The sequence below is a fragment of the Myceligenerans cantabricum genome (assembly GCF_054777735.1).
Genome location: NZ_BAAHAJ010000011.1, coordinates 345,382 through 363,552, shown reverse-complemented (window position 1 = coordinate 363,552; position 18,171 = coordinate 345,382). Strand labels below are relative to the sequence as shown.

Annotated in this window: 19 protein-coding genes and 1 tRNA gene; 11 read left to right on the top strand and 9 right to left on the bottom strand. The window is 71.8% G+C overall.

Features of this window, described 5'->3' with window-relative positions; genetic code table 11:
* The first annotated feature begins 11 nt into the window (after nt 1–11).
* The 3 genes from ACYU96_RS16230 to ACYU96_RS16220 all read left to right on the top strand — a co-directional run bounded on the left by ACYU96_RS16230 (nt 12) and on the right by ACYU96_RS16220 (nt 3,694).
* Complete coding sequence (locus ACYU96_RS16230) at nt 12–1,481, top strand: serine hydrolase domain-containing protein (RefSeq protein WP_460755696.1); 1,470 nt, start codon at nt 12–14, stop codon at nt 1,479–1,481.
* 147 nt (nt 1,482–1,628) lie between these two features.
* A complete protein-coding gene (locus ACYU96_RS16225) occupies nt 1,629–2,552 on the top strand; it encodes an ABC transporter ATP-binding protein (RefSeq protein WP_460755693.1) in 924 nt (307 codons plus the stop codon).
* A complete protein-coding gene (locus ACYU96_RS16220; protein WP_460755690.1) occupies nt 2,549–3,694 on the top strand; it encodes an ABC transporter permease in 1,146 nt (381 codons plus the stop codon). Before ACYU96_RS16225 ends, ACYU96_RS16220 begins: the two co-directional genes overlap by 4 nt.
* A 33-nt stretch (nt 3,695–3,727) precedes the next feature.
* Here ACYU96_RS16220 and ACYU96_RS16215 read toward each other — a convergent pair whose 3' ends face one another.
* Together ACYU96_RS16215 and recR are read right to left on the bottom strand one after the other, a co-directional pair.
* Nucleotides 3,728–4,297 (bottom strand): DUF5063 domain-containing protein, encoded by a 570-nt coding sequence (locus ACYU96_RS16215; RefSeq protein ID WP_460755687.1) that lies wholly within the window; start codon nt 4,295–4,297, stop codon nt 3,728–3,730.
* 17 nt (nt 4,298–4,314) lie between these two features.
* Complete coding sequence (gene recR, locus ACYU96_RS16210) at nt 4,315–4,914, bottom strand: recombination mediator RecR (protein ID WP_460755684.1); 600 nt, start codon at nt 4,912–4,914, stop codon at nt 4,315–4,317.
* Between the two features lie 110 nt (nt 4,915–5,024).
* On the opposite strand from recR, the gene ACYU96_RS16205 reads away from it, so the two are divergent.
* The 8 genes from ACYU96_RS16205 (at nt 5,025) to ACYU96_RS16170 (ending at nt 12,466) form a co-directional block, all read left to right on the top strand.
* A complete protein-coding gene (locus tag ACYU96_RS16205; RefSeq protein ID WP_460755681.1) occupies nt 5,025–5,807 on the top strand; it encodes a TSUP family transporter in 783 nt (260 codons plus the stop codon).
* Between the two features lie 111 nt (nt 5,808–5,918).
* Nucleotides 5,919–7,229: an aspartate kinase gene (locus ACYU96_RS16200; RefSeq protein ID WP_460755678.1), complete on the top strand. Its 1,311-nt coding sequence runs from the start codon at nt 5,919–5,921 to the stop codon at nt 7,227–7,229.
* Between the two features lie 7 nt (nt 7,230–7,236).
* Entirely contained in the window at nt 7,237–8,343 is a 1,107-nt protein-coding gene (locus tag ACYU96_RS16195) for an aspartate-semialdehyde dehydrogenase (protein WP_460755676.1), read from the top strand.
* Nucleotides 8,344–8,577: 234 nt separating this feature from the next.
* Nucleotides 8,578–8,961 (top strand): GntR family transcriptional regulator, encoded by a 384-nt coding sequence (locus ACYU96_RS16190; protein ID WP_460755674.1) that lies wholly within the window; start codon nt 8,578–8,580, stop codon nt 8,959–8,961.
* Nucleotides 8,958–9,905 carry an ATP-binding cassette domain-containing protein gene (locus ACYU96_RS16185; protein ID WP_460755671.1) on the top strand — a complete coding sequence of 316 codons (948 nt, stop codon included), beginning with the start codon at nt 8,958–8,960 and terminating at the stop codon, nt 9,903–9,905. The genes ACYU96_RS16190 and ACYU96_RS16185 overlap by 4 nt, the downstream gene beginning before the upstream one ends.
* A complete protein-coding gene (locus ACYU96_RS16180; protein ID WP_460755669.1) occupies nt 9,902–10,672 on the top strand; it encodes a hypothetical protein in 771 nt (256 codons plus the stop codon). The genes ACYU96_RS16185 and ACYU96_RS16180 overlap by 4 nt, the downstream gene beginning before the upstream one ends.
* A gap of 31 nt (nt 10,673–10,703) precedes the next feature.
* Nucleotides 10,704–11,714 (top strand): ABC transporter ATP-binding protein, encoded by a 1,011-nt coding sequence (locus tag ACYU96_RS16175; protein WP_460755666.1) that lies wholly within the window; start codon nt 10,704–10,706, stop codon nt 11,712–11,714.
* Nucleotides 11,711–12,466 (top strand): ABC transporter permease, encoded by a 756-nt coding sequence (locus ACYU96_RS16170; protein ID WP_460755664.1) that lies wholly within the window; start codon nt 11,711–11,713, stop codon nt 12,464–12,466. Before ACYU96_RS16175 ends, ACYU96_RS16170 begins: the two co-directional genes overlap by 4 nt.
* A gap of 80 nt (nt 12,467–12,546) precedes the next feature.
* On the opposite strand, the gene ACYU96_RS16165 is transcribed toward ACYU96_RS16170, so the two are convergent.
* The 7 genes from ACYU96_RS16165 to ACYU96_RS16135 all read right to left on the bottom strand — a co-directional run bounded on the left by ACYU96_RS16165 (nt 12,547) and on the right by ACYU96_RS16135 (nt 18,159).
* Complete coding sequence (locus tag ACYU96_RS16165; RefSeq protein ID WP_460755661.1) at nt 12,547–13,281, bottom strand: glutamine amidotransferase; 735 nt, start codon at nt 13,279–13,281, stop codon at nt 12,547–12,549.
* A 122-nt stretch (nt 13,282–13,403) separates the two neighbouring features.
* Nucleotides 13,404–14,339: a bile acid:sodium symporter family protein gene (locus ACYU96_RS16160; protein WP_460755658.1), complete on the bottom strand. Its 936-nt coding sequence runs from the start codon at nt 14,337–14,339 to the stop codon at nt 13,404–13,406.
* 101 nt (nt 14,340–14,440) lie between these two features.
* Entirely contained in the window at nt 14,441–15,583 is a 1,143-nt protein-coding gene (locus tag ACYU96_RS16155; protein WP_460755655.1) for a 3-deoxy-7-phosphoheptulonate synthase, read from the bottom strand.
* 291 nt (nt 15,584–15,874) lie between these two features.
* Nucleotides 15,875–17,110 carry an NAD(P)/FAD-dependent oxidoreductase gene (locus ACYU96_RS16150; protein ID WP_460755652.1) on the bottom strand — a complete coding sequence of 412 codons (1,236 nt, stop codon included), beginning with the start codon at nt 17,108–17,110 and terminating at the stop codon, nt 15,875–15,877.
* Nucleotides 17,111–17,326: 216 nt separating this feature from the next.
* Nucleotides 17,327–17,400 (bottom strand) — tRNA-Pro (locus tag ACYU96_RS16145).
* A 124-nt stretch (nt 17,401–17,524) separates the two neighbouring features.
* On the bottom strand, nt 17,525–17,998 hold the full coding sequence (locus ACYU96_RS16140) for a RidA family protein (protein WP_460755649.1): 474 nt from the start codon (nt 17,996–17,998) through the stop codon (nt 17,525–17,527).
* Nucleotides 17,995–18,159, bottom strand: a complete 165-nt coding sequence (locus tag ACYU96_RS16135; RefSeq protein WP_170176929.1) for a DUF4177 domain-containing protein — start codon at nt 18,157–18,159, stop codon at nt 17,995–17,997. Before ACYU96_RS16135 ends, ACYU96_RS16140 begins: the two co-directional genes overlap by 4 nt.
* Nucleotides 18,160–18,171 lie beyond the last annotated feature (12 nt).

The following is an 18,171-nucleotide window of genomic DNA, read 5'->3' as shown; positions in this document are numbered from 1 at the left end:
ACGATCGTCGCGTGACGACGACGCGCGACCTGCCCCGCTCCACCCCCGAGGCCGAAGGGCTGGATCCGGCAGCGGTCCTCCGTCTCGTGCGGCATCTCGACGACCTGGACGCGGTCCACAGCTTCATGCTGCTACGGCACGGGAACGTGGTCGCCGAGGGCTGGTGGTCGCCGTACGAGCCCGCGACACCACAGCTCATGTTCTCCGTGAGCAAGAGCTTCACCAGCATCGCCGTCGGCCTGGCGTTCGTGGACGGCCTGTTCGACCTTGACGACAAGGTCGTCGACCACCTCCCCGCGGAGGCTCCCGAGCCGCCGTCGGACAACCTCCGGGCCATGACGATCCGGCACCTGCTCACCATGAGCACCGGCCACGACGCCTCGACGATGGAGGCGCTCGACCCCACGAACCTCGGGCTGAGGCACGCCGACTGGGTCCGCCAGATCCTCGCGATGCCCGTGCCCCACGAGCCCGGGTCTCGCTTCGTCTACAACACGGGTGCCACCTACCTCGCGGGCGTGATCGTCCAGCGTCTCACCGGCCGCCGGATGCTCGACTACCTGGGCGAACGCGTGCTCGAACCGCTCGGCTTCGAGGGCGCCACGTGGGAACAGGACCCGGAAGGGCTCGACGTCGGCGGCTACGGGATGCGCGTGCGGACCGAGGACCTGGCGAAGTTCGGCCAGTTCTGCCTGCAGCGCGGCAGCTGGGACGGCGAGCAGCTCATCCCCGGGGAATGGATCGAGGCAGCCTCGTCCCGCCAGGTCCACAGCACGCACGACGACTGGCCGGAGTGGCGGCAGGGCTACGGGTTCCAGTTCTGGCGCTCGCGGTTCGGCGCGTACCGGGCCGACGGCGCGTTCGGCCAGTACTCGATCGTCTGGCCCGACCACGACGTCGTGCTCGCGATCACCTCCGGCGTCCAGAACCTGCAGTCGGTGCAGGACGCGGTGTGGGACGCGCTGCTCCCCGGGCTCGACCCCGTCGCGGCCCGGGACGCGGGCCTGCCGTCCGCGACGGCGCCGTCGTCACGGGTGACGTCACCCGTTGGCGGCGTCACCTGGGACCTGCACCTTCCGCTCCCAGTGGGCGAGGGCGACGGCCCCGAGACGCCCGTGACCGGGCGCACGTACCGGGTGGCCGAGAACGACGGTGGCCTGGAGGAGCTCGAGCTGACCTGGGGCGACGACGGCCGCCTCGCCCTGCGTGAGGTGCGGGGAGGCGAGGAGCGGACGCTCTCCCTGGGCCGCGGGGAGTGGGTCCGGCAACGGTCCGGCCTCGTGGACGGACCGGACGAGCTCGCGTGCGCCGCGGCCTGGACCGAGCCGAACCTGCTGGTGGTGCGGATGATCTCGGTCGGGTCCCCCTTCACCTGGACGCTCACGCTCCGGTTCGACGGTGACGACGTGACGGTCTCGCTCGACCAGAACGTGGCCTTCGGTGACACGCGGCTGCTGGACGCGACCGCCACGGCGGCCTGACCGACCCCGCGCCACCGACCCCGCGCCCGGGAGCCCGGGGCGGACCTCTCCCTCGGCCCACCGCCCCCGGGCTACGACTCGGCCACGACACGCCCCTGACGAGGGACTTTCCACGCCGGCGCGGCCCCGTCGCGCTAGCGTCGGAAGATGTCCACAGAAAGCGGAATAACGGCGCACGGCGTGCGGCGGTCGTTCGGGAGCGTGCAGGCGGTGGCCGACGTCGAGCTGACGGCGGTCCCCGGACGCGTGACAGCCCTGATCGGGCCCAATGGCTCCGGCAAGACGACCCTCCTGCTCATGCTCGCCGGACTGCTCACACCCGACGCGGGCACCATCTCCGTGGCCGGGTTCGACCCGGCCACCCAGACCTACCAGGCACGTTCCCGCACCGGCTGGATGCCGGACGTGTTCGGCACCTGGGACTCCCTGACGGCGCGCGAGGTGCTGACCACCGTCGCCGCCGCGTACCGGATCGCCGCGGCCGACGGCGAGCGGCGTGCCGCCGAGCTCCTCGACCTGGTGCACCTGGCCGAGCTCGCCGACCAGCCCGCCCACGTGCTCTCGCGCGGGCAGAAGCAGCGGCTCGGCCTCGCGCGCGCCCTGGTGCACGACCCGGAGGTGCTCCTGCTGGACGAGCCGGCGTCGGGCCTCGACCCGCGCTCGCGCGTCGACCTGCGGGTCCTGGTGCGGCGGCTGGCTGCCGCGGGCAAGACGGTCCTCGTCTCCTCGCACGTGCTTACCGAGCTCGACGAGATGGCCGACGACGCCGTCTTCCTCTCCAGCGGCCGTACCGTCGCCACGGAGACCGTCGAGTCCGCGGGCGAGGCCCGCCGGTGGCGGATCACCGCCCTGGACCGGGAGGCACTCCTGGCGCATCTCGTCCAGGCCGGTGTCGCGCACGACGCCGACCCCGACGGCGGTACGGGAGTGCTCGTCCCGCTGACCGACGACGCCGAGGCGGCCGCCCTGCTGGGTGATGCGGTGCGCGCCGGGGTCGACGTGGTGAGCCTCGCCCCCGCCGGTGGCGTGCTGGAGCAGAAGTACCTGGCCCTCGAGGAGGAACGGCGATGACGGGGACGACGACGGACACGGGCGCGGGCCCGGCTCCCACGGGAACGACGACGGCCGCCACGGCCGAGCGCGGGGCCTGGTCCCTGTCCTGGCACGGGCTGCGTACGGTCACCCTGCTGGAGCTGCGCCAGCGCATCCGGTCCACCCGGTGGAAGCTGGCGCTCGTGCTGTGGTTCGTGGTGGTCGGGGCGATCACCGGGCTGACCACCTGGGCCCTCGCCGTGGAGGCGCAGGACCCCTACTACGGCCCGGACGAGTTCGGTGGGCTGATCTACAGCATCGTCGTGTGCTTCGTGCTGTTCCTCGGGCTGCTCGTGGCACCCACGCTGTCCTCCGGCGCGATCAACGGCGACCGGAACGCGGGCACGCTCGCCACGCTCCAGGTCACGATGCTCAGCCCGGCGGAGATCGTGCTGGGCAAGCTCGCGGCGGCCTGGATCGCGGCGCTCGCGTTCCTCGTGGCGAGCGTGCCGTTCGTCCTGTGGGCGGTGCTCGCCGGGGGCCTCACCGTGCTCGCGCTGGTGGGCACGCTCCTCATGCTGGCGGTGGTGCTCGGCATCGTCTGCGCGATCGGTCTCGGGTTCTCGGCGATCGTCACGAAGCCCTCCGCGGCCGCGGTGCTCACCTACCTGACGATCGGCTCGGTCACGGTCGTGCTCCCGATCCTGTTCGGGCTGCTGGCGCCGCTGACCACCACGCAGGACGAGGTGCGGGTCTGGTCGGAGACCTCGTACGACAGCGAGACGGGCTTCGCCGAGGACTGCGCCTGGGAGACGCGCACGGTCCCGGTCTGGCACCACGAGCGCAGCTGGTGGATGCTCGCGCCCAATCCGTTCGTGCTGGTGGCGGACGCGCAGCCGCTGGTCGGGGACGTCGACCTGATGGACGACTCGAACCTGCTCTCCATGGTGCAGTACGGCGTGCGCTACGCGATGACGGACGAGGGCACCGCGCGGAACGAGTGCTACACCATGAACGGTGTCGACCCCGACGGGCCCGGCGAGGTCGAGGTGACCGACCAGATGGCGTGGCCGTGGGGTCTCGGGTTCGACCTGCTGCTCGGGGGTTCCGGTGTCGTCGTGGCCGTGCGCAGGCTCCGGATCCCCACGGGTGCCCTGCCGAAGGGGACCCGCGTGGCGTGACGGGCCGGCCGCCCAGGAGGGCGGCCGCCCGGGTCACGCATGCAGCGCGTCGTACTCCGCTTCGGCGGCGACGTCGTCGTCGACGTCGAGGCGGAGGTGCGCCAGCACCGACTGCAGCACGCGCAGCGCGGACGCCGCGCGCTCGCCCCACACCGAGAAGTAGCTGAACTGCCACCACCACAGCGCCTCGAGCTCGTGTCCGGCGTCGAAGTGCTGCAGGCCCTTGGCCACGGCCTCCGCGACGCACGCCATGTCGCCGGAGAGCGTGGCCGGGCCGACCTCCTCGCCCAGCATCGGGTCGGAGATCTCGAGGTAGTCGTCGAACCCGTCGAGGAGCCGGGACAGTGCGTCCCGCAGGGGGTCCATGTCGGTCTCGGCGCCGGCGTCGGGTTCGTAGCGCTCGGCGGGGACGACGTCGACGATCGCCGCGAGGCGGGCGCCCACGGCGAGCAGGTCGCTCGTGGCGAGCAGCAGGAGCGTGAGCTCGGCACCGGGCATCCCCCCGGAGGCGACCTTCGTCATCGTCGACAGGAACGTCCTGGCCTGCGCGGATGCCTGGTCCGCCACCTCGCGAAGGTCGGAGTCCGCGGCGATCTCGCTCATCGTTGTCACCCCTGTCGTCAGGTGCCGACTACTCGTCGGCCTTCGAATGCGCGCCCGAGGGTCACCTCGTCGGCGTACTCCAAGTCTCCACCGACGGGCAGCCCGGAGGCCAGCCTGGAGACCGTGATTTCCAACGAGGCCAGCAATCGGGAAAGATAGGTCGCCGTCGCCTCGCCCTCGACGTTCGGGTCGGTGGCGATGATGACCTCCTGCACGGCACCGTCCGCCAGCCGCGACATGAGCTCCTTGATGCGCAGATCGTCCGGGCCGACGTTGTCGATCGGATTGATCGCTCCGCCGAGCACGTGGTACCGCCCGCGGAACTCGCGCGTCCGCTCGATCGCGACGACGTCCTTCGGCTCCTCGACCACGCAGATGACCTCGTCGCTGCGCCGCGGGTCGGCGCAGATGCGGCAGTGCTCGGCCTCGGCGACGTTGCCGCAGAGCTCGCAGAACCGCACGCGCCGCTTCACCTCGACGAGCGCGTCGACCAGCCGCTTCACCTCGTGGTCGTCGGACGCGAGCAGATGGAACGCGATGCGCTGCGCGCTCTTGGGACCGACGCCGGGAAGTCGCCCGAGCTCGTCGATCAGGTCCTGGACCGCACCTTCGTACACGCGGGACAGCCTACGCGGGGACCCCGACATCGACGACGGCCCTCGCCGCCGGGCTTCACGCGGCCGGACACGTCCGCCGCCGCACACGCACCGCCGGGAGACAATGCGGCGTGCCCGAGCTCGATCTCCTCACCATCGTCCTGCTCCTGTTCGCCGCGCTCGCCGCCGGATGGGTCGACGCCGTCGTCGGCGGGGGAGGGCTGATCCAGCTCCCGGCGCTGCTGCTCGTGCCCGGCATCACGCCGGTGCAGGCGCTCGCCACGAACAAGCTCGGCAGCATCCTGGGCACCGCGACGTCGTCGATCACCTACTACCGGCGCGTCGGGCCGGACCTGCGCACCGCCGGCCCGATGGCGGTCGCGGCGCTGGCGGGGGCGGTCGGCGGGGCGGCCCTCGCCGCGCTCATCCCCGCGGAGCTGTTCAAGCCGGTGATCCTGCTGGTGCTCGCCGGGGTGCTGGTGTTCACGCTGGCCCGGCCGAAGCTCGGCGAGTACGACGACCTGCGCTGGGTGGGCAACGGCCACCGCCGGATCGCGGCGGCGATCGGCCTGCTCATCGGGGGCTACGACGGCCTGCTGGGGCCCGGCACCGGCACGTTCCTGGTGATCGCCCTGGTGAGCGTGCTCGGATACTCGTTCCTCCCGGCGTCGGCCATCGCGAAGATCGTGAACTTCGCCACGAACCTCGGCGCGCTGATCTTCTTCGTGCCCGCGGGGCACGTGATCTGGACGCTCGGCCTCGGCCTGGGCGCGGCGAACCTCGTGGGGGCGTACCTCGGGGCGCGGATGGCCGTGGCTCGCGGCTCGCGCTTCGTGCGGGTCGTCTTCGTGATCGTCGTTGCACTCCTGATACTCCGGCTTGGCTGGGACGTGGCCGTCGAATGGTCGTCCTGAAGGATGGACGTCCTGGAGCCGGAACCGCTCCCACCGTAGTCTTGGTGCCGCAAGCACACCGATCCGGCGGGCCGTTGAGACAGACGGAGGCCGGCAACAGGAAGCAGGCACATGGCACTTGTCGTGCAGAAGTACGGCGGTAGCTCGGTCGCTGACGCGAAGAGCGTCAAGCGGGTCGCGAAGCGTATCGCCGAGGCGAAGCGCGCCGGGAACGACGTCGTCGTCGTCGTCTCCGCGATGGGGGACACCACGGACGACCTCGTGGACCTGGCCGCACAGATCACTCCGATCCCACCGCAGCGTGAGATGGACATCCTCCTGACCGCCGGCGAGCGCATCTCGATGTCGCTGCTCGCGATGGCGATCAACAACCTGGGGATCAAGGCGAAGTCGTTCACGGGCCCGCAGGCCGGCGTGATCACCGACGCCGCGTACGGGAAGGCGCGGATCGTCGACGTCGTGCCGCACCGTATCCGCAAGACCATCGAGAAGGGGCAGGTCGCGATCGTGGCCGGCTTCCAGGGCGTCAACCGGAAGACGGACGACGTCACGACGCTCGGCCGCGGCGGCTCGGACACGACGGCGGTCGCGCTGGCGGCCGGTCTCGACGCCGACGTCTGCGAGATCTACACGGACGTCGACGGCGTGTTCACCGCGGACCCGCGCATCGTGCCGACGGCCCGCAAGGTCCACCGCATCACGTACGAGGAGATGCTGGAGATGGCGGCGTCGGGCGCGAAGGTGCTGGCGCTGCGAGCCGTCGAGTACGCCCGTCGCTACGGCGTCCCGCTGCATGTGCGGTCGTCGTTCAGCGGCGCCCCCGGCACGCTCGTCTCCGGTACCTACGGAGACCTGATCGACCCCAACGCCCCCGACGGCGACGAGCAGGAGGAAGACGTCATGGAAGACCCGCTGATCTCCGGCGTGGCGCACGACCGGTCCGAGGCCAAGATCACGGTCACGGGCGTCCCGGACAAGCCGGGCATGGCCGCGCGCATCTTCGAGGTCGTCGCCGCGTCCGGCGCGAACATCGACATGATCGTGCAGAACGTGTCCGCCGCCTCGACCGGCCGGACCGACATCTCCTTCACCCTGCCCGAGGCCAGCGGCCCGAACGCGCTCGCCGCGCTGCGGGACGTCAGGGACGAGGTCGGCTACGACTCCCTCGAGTTCGACGACCAGATCGGCAAGCTGTCGCTCGTCGGCGCGGGCATGAAGTCCCACCCGGGCGTGTCCGCCCGGCTGTTCGGCGCCGTGCGCGACGCCGGGATCAACATCGAGATGATCTCCACCTCCGAGATCCGCATCTCGATCGTCACGCGGGCCGACTCGCTGGACGAGGCCGTGCGGGCGGTGCACACCGCGTTCGGTCTCGACAACGTCGAGGGCGAGGCCGTGGTCTACGCCGGCACGGGGCGGTGATCGCGAGATGGCCATGATCTCTTCCCAGGGTGTGAACGTCGCCGTCGTCGGCGCTACCGGGCAGGTGGGCACCGTGATGCGCCGGCTGCTGAGCGAGCGCGGGCTGCCGGTCAAGGAACTGCGCCTCTTCGCCTCGGCGCGCTCCGCCGGGACGACGCTGGAGTTCGCCGGCGTGGACGTGACCGTCGAGGACACGGCGGCGACCGCCACCGAGGACCTCGCCGACATCGACATCGCACTGTTCTCGGCGGGTGGCGGCACCTCGCGTGAGCACGCGCCACGGTTCGCCGAGGCGGGTGCCGTCGTGATCGACAACTCGTCCGCATGGCGGCTCGATCCCGAGGTGCCCCTCGTGGTCTCCGAGGTGAACCCGGAGGCCGTGCGCGAGGCGGCCAAGGGCATCGTCGCGAACCCGAACTGCACCACGATGGCCGCGATGCCGGTGCTCAAGCCGCTGGCCGAGGCGGCCGGGCTGGAGCGGCTCAAGGTCGCGACCTACCAGGCGGTGTCCGGCTCCGGGCTCGCCGGCGTCGCGGAGCTCGCCGGTCAGGCGCGGGCGGCGGTCGCCGCGGACGCGCCGGGCCTCGAGGGTCTCGTGCACGACGGCGGGGCGGTCGACCTCCCTGACCCGAAGGCCTACGTGGCGCCGATCGCGTTCAACGTGCTGGCGCTGGCCGGCAACCTCGTGGACGACGGCTCCGGCGAGACCGACGAGGAGCAGAAGCTGCGCAACGAGTCGCGCAAGATTCTCGGGCTGCCGGACCTGGCCGTCGCCGGGACCTGCGTGCGCGTGCCGGTCTTCACCGGGCACTCCCTGGCGATCCACGCGGAGTTCGCGGAGCCGATCACGCCCGAGCAGGCACGTGAGCTGCTCGGTGCCGCACCCGGCGTCGAGCTCGCGGACGTGCCGACCCCGCTCGCGGCCGCCGGTGCGGACCCGTCGTTCGTGGGCCGGATCCGCGCCGACCAGTCAGTGCCGGGCGGGAAGGGGCTCGTGCTCTTCGTCGCGAACGACAACCTGCGCAAGGGCGCGGCGCTGAACGCCGTGCAGATCGCGGAACTGGTGGCCGGCGACCTCGCGGAGCTGAGCACCCTGGACGCGGCCGAGGTGTAGTACCGGGCCCGTCCCTCCACACGCCGCCGGGGCGGGAGGCTTCCCACGGGAAGCCTCCCGCCCCGGCGTCTTGCGTCCTCGGCCGCACCCCCGCCGGGCCGACCGTCGTGTCGCACCTCCCGACCGCGTCGGCGAGCTCTTCTCCGGTTTTCCTTGCGCGACCACTCCTTCGTGTGGTTCATTACTCATGTAATGAACCCCTGAACCAACCAGCCAACCCGAGGAGAGCGATCCGTGTTCGACGGCCCGGAGCCGATCTACCTCCAGATCGCGCAGATGATCCGCGCGCAGGTGCTCTCCGGCGAACTCGCCGAAGACGACCAGGTCATGTCCACCACACAGTTCGCCACCACGTTCCGCATCAACCCGGCCACGGCGCAGAAGGCGTTCGGACAGCTCGTCGACCAGCAGGTGCTGTACAAGCGCCGCGGGCTCGGCATGTTCGTCGCGCCCGGCGCCCGCGAGCGGCTCCAGGCCGACCACCGCTCGCGCTACTTCGACGAGGTGCTGAAGCCGGCCCTCGCGCAGGCGGCGCTCCTCGGCGTCTCCGACGACGACGTCGTCGCCTACGTCCGCGGCCACGGCACCCCCGACACACAGAAGGGAACAGCATCATGACTCCGCTCCCGCCGTTCGCCGCACGGTTCGACGACGTCGAGGCGACGTTCCCCCACACCTGGACCATGGGCGCCAACGGGGCGGCCTACCGGGTACCCGGCAGCACCGCGCTCGTAGGGATCACCTGCGAGCTCCCGGCCGGCCAGATCACCGGCCTGCTCGGCCGCAACGGCGCCGGCAAGTCCACGATGCTCGGCCTGCTCGCGGCATTCCGCCGCCCCACGCACGGATCGGTCCTCGTCGGCCCCGACGGCGACCTCCGCGACCCCTGGGAGGACGCCGCCCTCACCTCCGCGGTGCTGCTCGTCCAGGAGGGCGGCGACGTGCTGCACGACCAGAAGGTCGCGGCCACGCTCTCCTACTACGCGGACCTGCGGCCCGAGTGGGACGCGGACTACGCCGCGGAGCTGCTCGACCTGTTCGAGGTGCCCGTACGGATGAAGCCGTCGACGCTGTCCCGCGGCAAGCGGTCGGCGCTCGCGGCGACCCTCGGGCTCGCCGCCCGGGCACCGCTGACCATCTTCGACGAGGTGTACCTCGGCATGGACGCCCCGACCCGCTTCGCGTTCTACGACGCGCTGCTCGCCGACTACGCCGCGCACCCTCGCACCGTGGTCCTGTCCAGCCACCTCGTGGGGGAGACGGAGCGGCTGTTCGAGCACGTCGTGCTCCTCGACCGGGGCCGCGTGGTGCTCGACGAGCCCGCCGAGGACCTCCGCACCCGAGCCACCTCCCTGACCGGGCCCACGTCCGCCGTCGAGGGCCTCACCTCCGGGCACGACGTGCTGGACCGGCAGCAGCTCGGCCCCACCACCCGGATCGCCGTGCAGGGCCGGCTGTCCGACGACGAGGCCCGCGCAGCGGCCGCCGCCGGCGTGACCGTCGGCCACGAGGGGCTGGAGAGCCTCTTCGTCCACCTCACCCGGAAGGAGAACGTCCGATGAGTGCTGTCGCACAAGCCCTGGACGACCGCCGCGCCGCGGCCCAGCGGAGCGCGGTCCGTGCCGTCGACCGGCAGATCGGGACGGTGCTGCTCGCCGTCGGAGCCTGGTACTGGCCGATCATCGCGCTGGCCGCGCTGGCCGTCGCGGTGATCCAGGTCCGGCTCGACGCGCTGGACGGCAGCACGCTCCAGTACACCGTGGGCAGCGCCCGCTGGTTCGCGTTCTCGCTCGGCGTGATCATCCCGATGGCCATGATCCGTCCGCACGTGGCCGCCGGGGGCACCCGCCGTGCCCTGTTCCGCGGCGTGGCGCGCGGCGCGGCGGCGTCCGGGATCGGGTTCGGGCTCGTCATCGCCGTCCTGTACGCGGTCGAGCAGGGCGTGTGGCAGCTTCTCGGCCTGGACTGGTACCGCAACCTCGGGCTGGAGGAGAGCACCGCCGTCGTCGGCTTCGTCGTGAACACCGTCGGCGAAGGCCTGGTGGCCTTCACCTACTTCCTGCTCGGGGCGGCCGTGGGCGCCGGGTTCCTGCGCTTCGGCCCGTGGCTCGGCCTCGTCGTCTGCCTCGGCCTGCTGATCCCCGCCGTCGTCGCCGACGTCGCACTGTACGCGGGGCCCGCGACCGCGCTGGCCCAGCAGCTGTTCGGGCTGGACGGCCCCCTGCCCGCGCTGGTCGGCCTCGCCGTCGTCGCGGCGGCGGCAGCCGCGACGTGCGTCGCCCTCGGCCTCATCCTCCGCGACATCCCTGTCAAGCATGCCAGCTCGTGACCCAGAGCTCGTGACCCAGAGAAGGAGCAGCATGACAGTCCACGAACCCGGCGCCGGAACACCCGTCGTCGACGTCCGGAACCTCCGCAAGACCTATCCCGTGAAGGGCGGCCCCGAGAAGATCGCCGTGGCCGACGTGTCGTTCCAGGTGGAGCGGGGCGAGATCTTCGGGATCCTCGGACCCAACGGGGCAGGGAAGACCACCACCGTCGAGTGCCTCGCCGGCCTGCGGAAGGCCGACGGCGGGACCGTCCGCCTGCTCGGGCACGACCCGCAGTCCGACCCCGCCTCCGTCCGCGAGCACGTCGGCGTCCAGCTCCAGGAGGCCGCGCTGCACGACCGCATCACCGTCGGCGAGGCGCTCGACGTGTTCGCCTCCTTCTACGAGAACCGCGCCGACCCGGCCGAGCTGTTGGACCTGCTCGACCTCACCGCGCACCGGAACGTGCAGTTCACGAAGCTGTCGGGCGGGCAGAAGCAGCGCCTGTCCATCGCCCTCGCGCTCGTGGGCAAGCCGCAGGTGGCGATCCTCGACGAGCTCACCACCGGACTCGACCCGTCGGCCCGCCGCGCCACCTGGAAGCTCGTGGAACGCGTCCGGGACGCCGGTGTCACGATCCTTCTGGTCACCCACTTCATGGACGAGGCCGAGCGGCTCTGCGACCGGCTCGTCGTGATCGACGGCGGCACCGTCGTCGCCCAGGGCACGCCCACGGAGCTCACCGAGAGCCTCGGCGGCGACCGCGCGGTCCGCCTCCGGTTCGCCGACGACGCCGGCCGCGGGCGCGCTCTCGCCCTGCTCACCGGTCTCGCCACCCGTGACGACGACGTCGCCGGCGTCGCGCCCGCCGGTGAAGAGATCGAGGTCACCGGCACGCGCAAGGTGCTGTTCGCCGTCGTCCAGGAGCTCGCCGCGGCCGACGTCGTGCCCGACGACGTGCGGACCGTGGCACGGACCCTCGAGGACGTGTTCGTCCACCTGACCGGGCGGGAGTACAGCGCCGACGCCACGAACCCCGAGAACGAGGAGGTGGCGGCATGAGCGCCGTCCGACCACTTCTGGCCACCGAGACGAAGGTGTGGCTGCGTGACCCGGCCGCCGTGTTCTTCGCGCTCGTCTTCCCCGCGCTGCTGCTCGTCGGGCTGGGACTGGTGATCCCCGACTTCCGCAGTCCCATGGAGGGCGACGACCTGCCCTGGGCCAGTGCGCCCAACGTGACCATCTGGCTCCCGACGATGCTCGCGCTCGCCGTCGCGACCATCTCGCTGACGACGATGCCGGTGCAGTTCGCGACCTTCCGGGAGAAGGGCGTCCTGCGCCGGATGGCGACCACCCCCATGCCGCCGCAGAACCTCATCGGCGTGCACCTGGTGATCAACGTCGTGGCGCTGCTCGTGGCCGCGGTGGCGGCCGTGGTCGGAGGGCTGACCATCCTGAAGATCCCGTTCGCGGTGGACCCGCTGGTGGTGCTGCTCTGCTTCGTGCTCGCCACCGCGGCGATGTTCTCGCTCGGGCTGCTGGTCGCCGCCCGGGCCGACCGCGGGAGCGCGGCGTCCGGCCTCGGGATGCTGCTCTACTTCCCCTGTCTGCTGCTCTCGGGGGTGTGGGTGCCGATCCCGGTGATGCCGGTGTGGATGGCCGAGATCGCGAAGTACACGCCCATCGGCGCGGCCTCGCAGGGAATGTTGTCCGGCTGGTTCGGTGACGGCTTCCCGCTGACCGAGGTGCTGGTCATGGCCGCCTGGACGGCGGTGCTGTTCCCGCTCGGGGTGAAGCTGTTCCGCTGGACCTGAGCCGGGAGCGTCCCCGGCCGCCCGTACCCGCCCCGGGTGCAGACGGCCGCGGGGGTCCGGCCCCGCGTCGCGCCCCGGGGTCAGCCGCGGGCGTAGCGCGCCACGAAGTTGCGCAGGATGCGCATCGGCTCCGTCACGCGCACCGCGCGCGAGCGTTCCGTGACCGCCACGGCCTCGTCGGCCGGGAAGTAGCCGTAGCTCTTGTACACCTGGATGCGCAGGCGGATGCCGGGGAAGTCGAGCTCGGGGTGGAACTGCGTGGCGTACAGGTTCTGCTTCACCCGGAACATCTGCACCGGGCAGTCGGCGGAGGAGGCCAGCAGGACGGCGTCGTCGGGCAGCTTGCGGACGGCCTCCTTGTGCCCGACGTACGCCGCGAACGTCGCCGGCATGCCGGCGAGCAACGGGTCGTCGGAGGCGGCGGGCTGCAGCTCGATCGAGACGGGCCCGGGGGCCTCGCCGTAGGTCCGGTCGATCTCGGCGCCCCGGTGCGCCCCGAGCGTCCCGACGCCGTAGCACGCGCCGAAGAACGGGAAGTCCCGCTCGACGACCCGGTCGAGCAGGGCGAAGATCTCCGACTCCACGCGCCGCTGCGCCGTGGTCTTCAGCACGGGCGGGTCGGAGAAGTTGAAGGGGCCGCCGCCGGTGATGATCCCGGAGTAGTCGTCGAGGTCCACCTCGCCCAGCGGCTCCGCCTCGAGCCGGGCCCGGCGGAGCTGCTCGGGGGCGAGCCCGCCGAAGTTCAGGAAGGCTTGGTACTCGGCGTCGGCTGCCTCGTCCTCGGCGCGGGTCGCCAGCAGCAGGAACGGCTTCATGGCGGAAGCCTAGGAGATCGCGCGGGCAGGGGCGACGGCGAGGTAGGGGCGAGTGCCCAGGTAGGCGCCAGGGGGCGCTCCCCACGCCCCTACGTGAGCACCTGCCCCTACCTCGCTACGCGCTACCCGCGGGTCCCGGGCCGCCGGGCCCACCAGGTGGCCAGCGCCGAGCCCGAGACGTTGTGCCACACGGAGAAGAGCGCCGCCGGCAGGGCGGCCGCGGGCGTGAAGTGCGTGGCGGCGAGGGATGCCGCGAGACCGGAGTTCTGCATGCCGACCTCGATGCTGACCGCCCGGCGGGCGGCGCGGTCCAGCCGCGCCACCTTCGCCGCGCCGTAGCCCAGGGCGAGCCCGAACAGGTTGTGCACGACGACGGCCAGCGCCACCAGCAGCCCGGTGCTGAGGACGGCATCGGCGTTGGCGGCGACGATCGCCGCGACGACCACGACGATGCCGGTGACGGACACGAGCGGCAGGTAGGGCAGGAGCCGCTCCACGAACCGCCCCGCGAGAGCCCGGAGCACGAGGCCTGCCAGCACGGGCACCAGCACCACCTGCACGATCGAGACGAACAGGTCCATGAAGGCGACGTCGAGGGTCTCGTCGGCGAGCCACAGGATCAGGACGGGCGTGATCAGCGGCGCCAGCAGCGTGGAGACGGCCGTCATGGTCACGGACAGCGCGGTGTCACCCTTCCCGAGGTGCACGACGACGTTCGACGCCGTCCCGCCGGGCGCGGACCCGACCAGGATCATGCCGAGGAGTGCCATGCCGGTGAGCCCGAACAGCCCGCCCACGGCCCAGGCGGCGAGCGGCATCACGAGGAACTGCGCGACGACCCCGATCAGCACCGCCCACGGCCGCCGGGCGACGAGCGTGAAGTCGCGCCCGCGCAGGGTCAGCCCCATGCCGAACATGATGATCCCGAGGAACAGCGGGATGTGCTGGGCGAGGGGCACGATCGGCCCCGGCAGGAGCAGGCCGACGACTCCCCCCAGCACGACGAGCACGGCGAACCATCGTCCGGCGAGCTCCGCGGTCCTGCGCACGACGTTCATGCTGCTCCCTGGGGTCGTCCCTGCGGGGCCGCACCGCTGCGGCCGCCGGTCACCCTACCGGTGACCGGCGGCCGCTCTCGCGGGCGTCCGAGGGGGAGGGGTCAGGCGGTGCGTCGTTGGCGTGCGGCGTGGGCGAGCTGGTTCAGGAGGGTGTGGGTGGTGTTCCAGTCCATGCACTTGTCGGTCACCGACCGGCCGTAGGTCAGCGTGTCCAGCGGGCCGGGCTGCTGGGCACCCGCCTCCAGGAACGACTCCAGCATCAGCCCACTGATCCCCCGCTCGCCCCCGGCCAGCCGGTCGGTGATCTCGCGCACCACCTCGGCCTGACGCACATGGTCCTTGCCCGAGTTGCCGTGCGAGGCATCGATCACCACACCGTGCTCCACCGCACCACCCAGCCCCGCGGAACGCGCCACCTCCAACGCCCCGGCCACCTGATCACGACCGTAGTTCGGCCCACCACGCCCACCACGCAAGATCACGTGACAGTCCGGATTGCCTGCCGTGGCCACCGCCGCAGCCCGCCCCGCACCATCGGTCCCGAAGAACGTGTGCTCACTGGCCGCGGTCACACAACCGTCCACCGCGATCCGCACGTCCCCGTCGGTCGCGTTCTTGAACCCCACCGGCATCGACAACCCCGAGGCCAGCTGCCGGTGCACCTGAGACTCCACGTTCCGCGCCCCGATCGCACCCCAGGTCACCGCATCCGCGATGTACTGCGGACTGATCGGCTCCAAGAACTCCGCAGCCGCCGGCACCCCCGCGTCCAACACCCCCAGCAACACCTCACGAGCCAGCCGCAACCCGTGCTCCACGTCATGGGAACCATCCAGGAACGGGTCGTTGATCAACCCCTTCCACCCCACCGTGGTCCGCGGCTTCTCGAAGTACACCCGCATCACCACCACCAGATCATCCGCCAACCCCCGCGCCACCCTGGCCAACCGGCCCGCGTAGTCCAGCGCCGCGACCGGATCATGCACGCTGCACGGACCCACGATCACCAGCAACCGGTCATCCTCCCCCGTCAACACGTCGCGCACCTCCCGCCGCGAGGTCGCCACCAGATCCCCGAACCGAGTCCCCAACGGCATCGCCCCCAGCACACCAGCCGGCGCCGGCAACGGCGCCAAGGCACGGACGCGCAGGTCGGAGGTGCGTGCCTGCAGCTCGGTGGAGGTGTCGGGCGAGGGCTCGGACGACGACGGGTCGAGGCCGGGCTGTGTGGTGGGCGTGTTCATCGGTCTCATGGCTCCTGGGAGTCGGTGGTGCTCGGCTGTGCTCGGACTGCTGCTGCGTCCAGGCGGGTGCCGCCACCGCCTCGTGATCCGGAGCGGCCCGTCTGGAATGACGAAGGGCCCGGACACGGTCGGTGTCCTAGGCCCTGTGGCTCCGGGTGGATGTGGTCAGGCGCTCACGCGCCGGGCTCCACCAGGAGCCGACGTAAAGTGCCAATACCAACGGATGTTCACAGCTCCGCACGGTAGTCGCCGACGTGCGTGCGCGTCCAGCGGTGTTCGGTATGTGGTCCGTCACCACGTGAAGCCTTCCAGCTCCGAGCGCGTCGCGTCGTGCTCGGTGAGGATCAGCTCCTTGATCCGGTCGACCTGGTCCCAGACGTTCACTGCCATCCCGGCCAGCACCCGTCCGTCGCGCACCCAGAACGAGACCAGCTCCCGCTTGTGCACCGACCCCGCCACGACGACGTCGTCGTACCCGGCGCTCGGGTCGACCCAGCCGATGTACTCCATGCCGAGGTCGTACTGGTCGGAGTAGAAGAAGGGGAGGCTGTCGTACGGCGCGTCGGCGCCGAGCATGGCGCGGCCGGCGTGCGTCCCGCCGTCGTTCGCGGCGGCCCAGTGCTCGACGCGGAGCGGGCGGCCGTAGCGCCGCGAGGGGATGCTCGCGACGTCGCCGGCGGCGAAGACGTCGGGGTGAGACGTGCGCAGCGTGCCGTCGACGGCGATGCCGCCGCCCAGACCGGCCGGCCGCAGGTCGAGCCCGGCGGCCTCCGCGAGCCCGACGTTCGGCGTCGCTCCCACGCCGATGACGACGATGTCGGCGTCGATCACCGTCGCGTCCGACAGCTCGACACCCACCACCCGGGACTCCGAACCGAGCAGGCGCACCGCCGAGATCTCGCGGACCAGCCGGGTGCCGTGCTCGGCGTGCAGGCCGGCGAAGACCTCTGCCATCTCGGGTCCGAGCACGTTCCCGAGCGGTGCGGCGTTCCGGCCCACCACGGTGACGTCCAGGCCGAGCGACCGCGCCGACGCCGCGACCTCGAGCCCGATCCAGCCGTCCCCGATGACGGCGACCCGCCCCGCGCCCTCCAGCGAGCAGTCGAGGAGGACGTGGGAGAGGCGGTCGGCGTCATCGAGCGTGCGCAGGTAGTGGACGCCGGACAGGTCGGTGCCGGGCACGTCGAGCGGGCGGGGCGCGGATCCGGTGGCGAGCAGGCACTGCCCGTAGGGGAGGGTCGAGCCGTCCGCGAACGTCAGGACATGGTCGGTGGCGTCGAGCCCGACCGCGAGGGCGGCGTTGCGGACCTCGACGCCGTGGGAGTCGTACCAGGCGTCGTCGAGCGGGAAGACGACGTCGCGCTCCGCCTCCGCGCGCAGGAGGTCCTTGCTCAGCGGGGGCCGCTCGTACGGGTGGTGAGGCTCGGCGGTCACGACGACGACGTCGCCGTCGTACCCCTCGTCGCGGAGCGTCTCGGCGGCGCGGGCGCTCGCCAGGCCCCCGCCGACCAGCACGATCGGTTCCATCACGAGCCTCCAGGGATTGCGCGGACGAATGGCTCCAGGTTCTCACGAGGGATGCCCCGGCGTGACCCCGTGACGGCTCAGAAGTTTCCCGCGGCGCGACGGCAGCCCGTCGTCGGGCGCCCGGGCCGCGAAGAGGTTGACGAGGCGATGGTGCCGACAACGCAAAAAAGACTCCCTGACCACGCGTTGCCGCTGGTCAGGGAGCCTTTCGGAGGGTCGGGGTGACAGGATTTGAACCTGCGACCTCCTCGTCCCGAACGAGGCGCGCTACCAAGCTGCGCCACACCCCGGAGTGCCGCCCGTGGCCCTCGGGCCGCGGAAGCCTGCTCAGCATAGCCGACCCGGGGGCCAGGCACGAAACCGAAATTGCGGTGAGTCAGGTCACGCGTTCCACGGGCGGCCGGGAGCCGTTCCTCAGGCGAGCTCGACGACGATCTCGACCTCGACCGGCGCGTCCAGGGGAAGGACGGCGACGCCGACCGCCGAGCGGGCGTGCGGGTCCCCGAAGACCTCGCCGAGGAGGTCGCTGGCGCCGTTGATCACGGCCGGCTGGGCGGTGAACGAGGGATCGCTCGCGACGAAGCCGACCACCTTCACCACGCGCGCCACAGAGTCGAGGCTCCCCGTGAGGGAGCGGACGGCGGCCAGGGCGTTCAGCGCGCAGGTGCGTGCCAGGTCCTTGGCCAGCGCCGGGTCGACCAGGCCGTCGCCGTCGCCGACCTTGCCGGCCGCGAGGAGGGCGCCGTCGGCCATCGGGAGCTGGCCCGACGTGTACACGTACTGGCCCGTGCTGACTGCGGGGACGTACGACGCGACGGGCGGGACGACGGCGGGCAGGCTGATGCCGAGAGCGGCGAGCCGCTGCTCGGGCGTGGTGACGCCGGTCACTGCTCGCCCGTCGGGCGCTTGAGGTAGGCGACGAGCCCGGTGCCGTCCGGACCGGGGACGACCTGCACGAGCTCCCAGCCGTCGGAGCCCCACTGGTCGAGCACGGCCTTGGTGTTGTGGATCAGGAGGGGGATCGTCGAGTACTCCCACGTAGTAGCCATGCCGCCGATCGT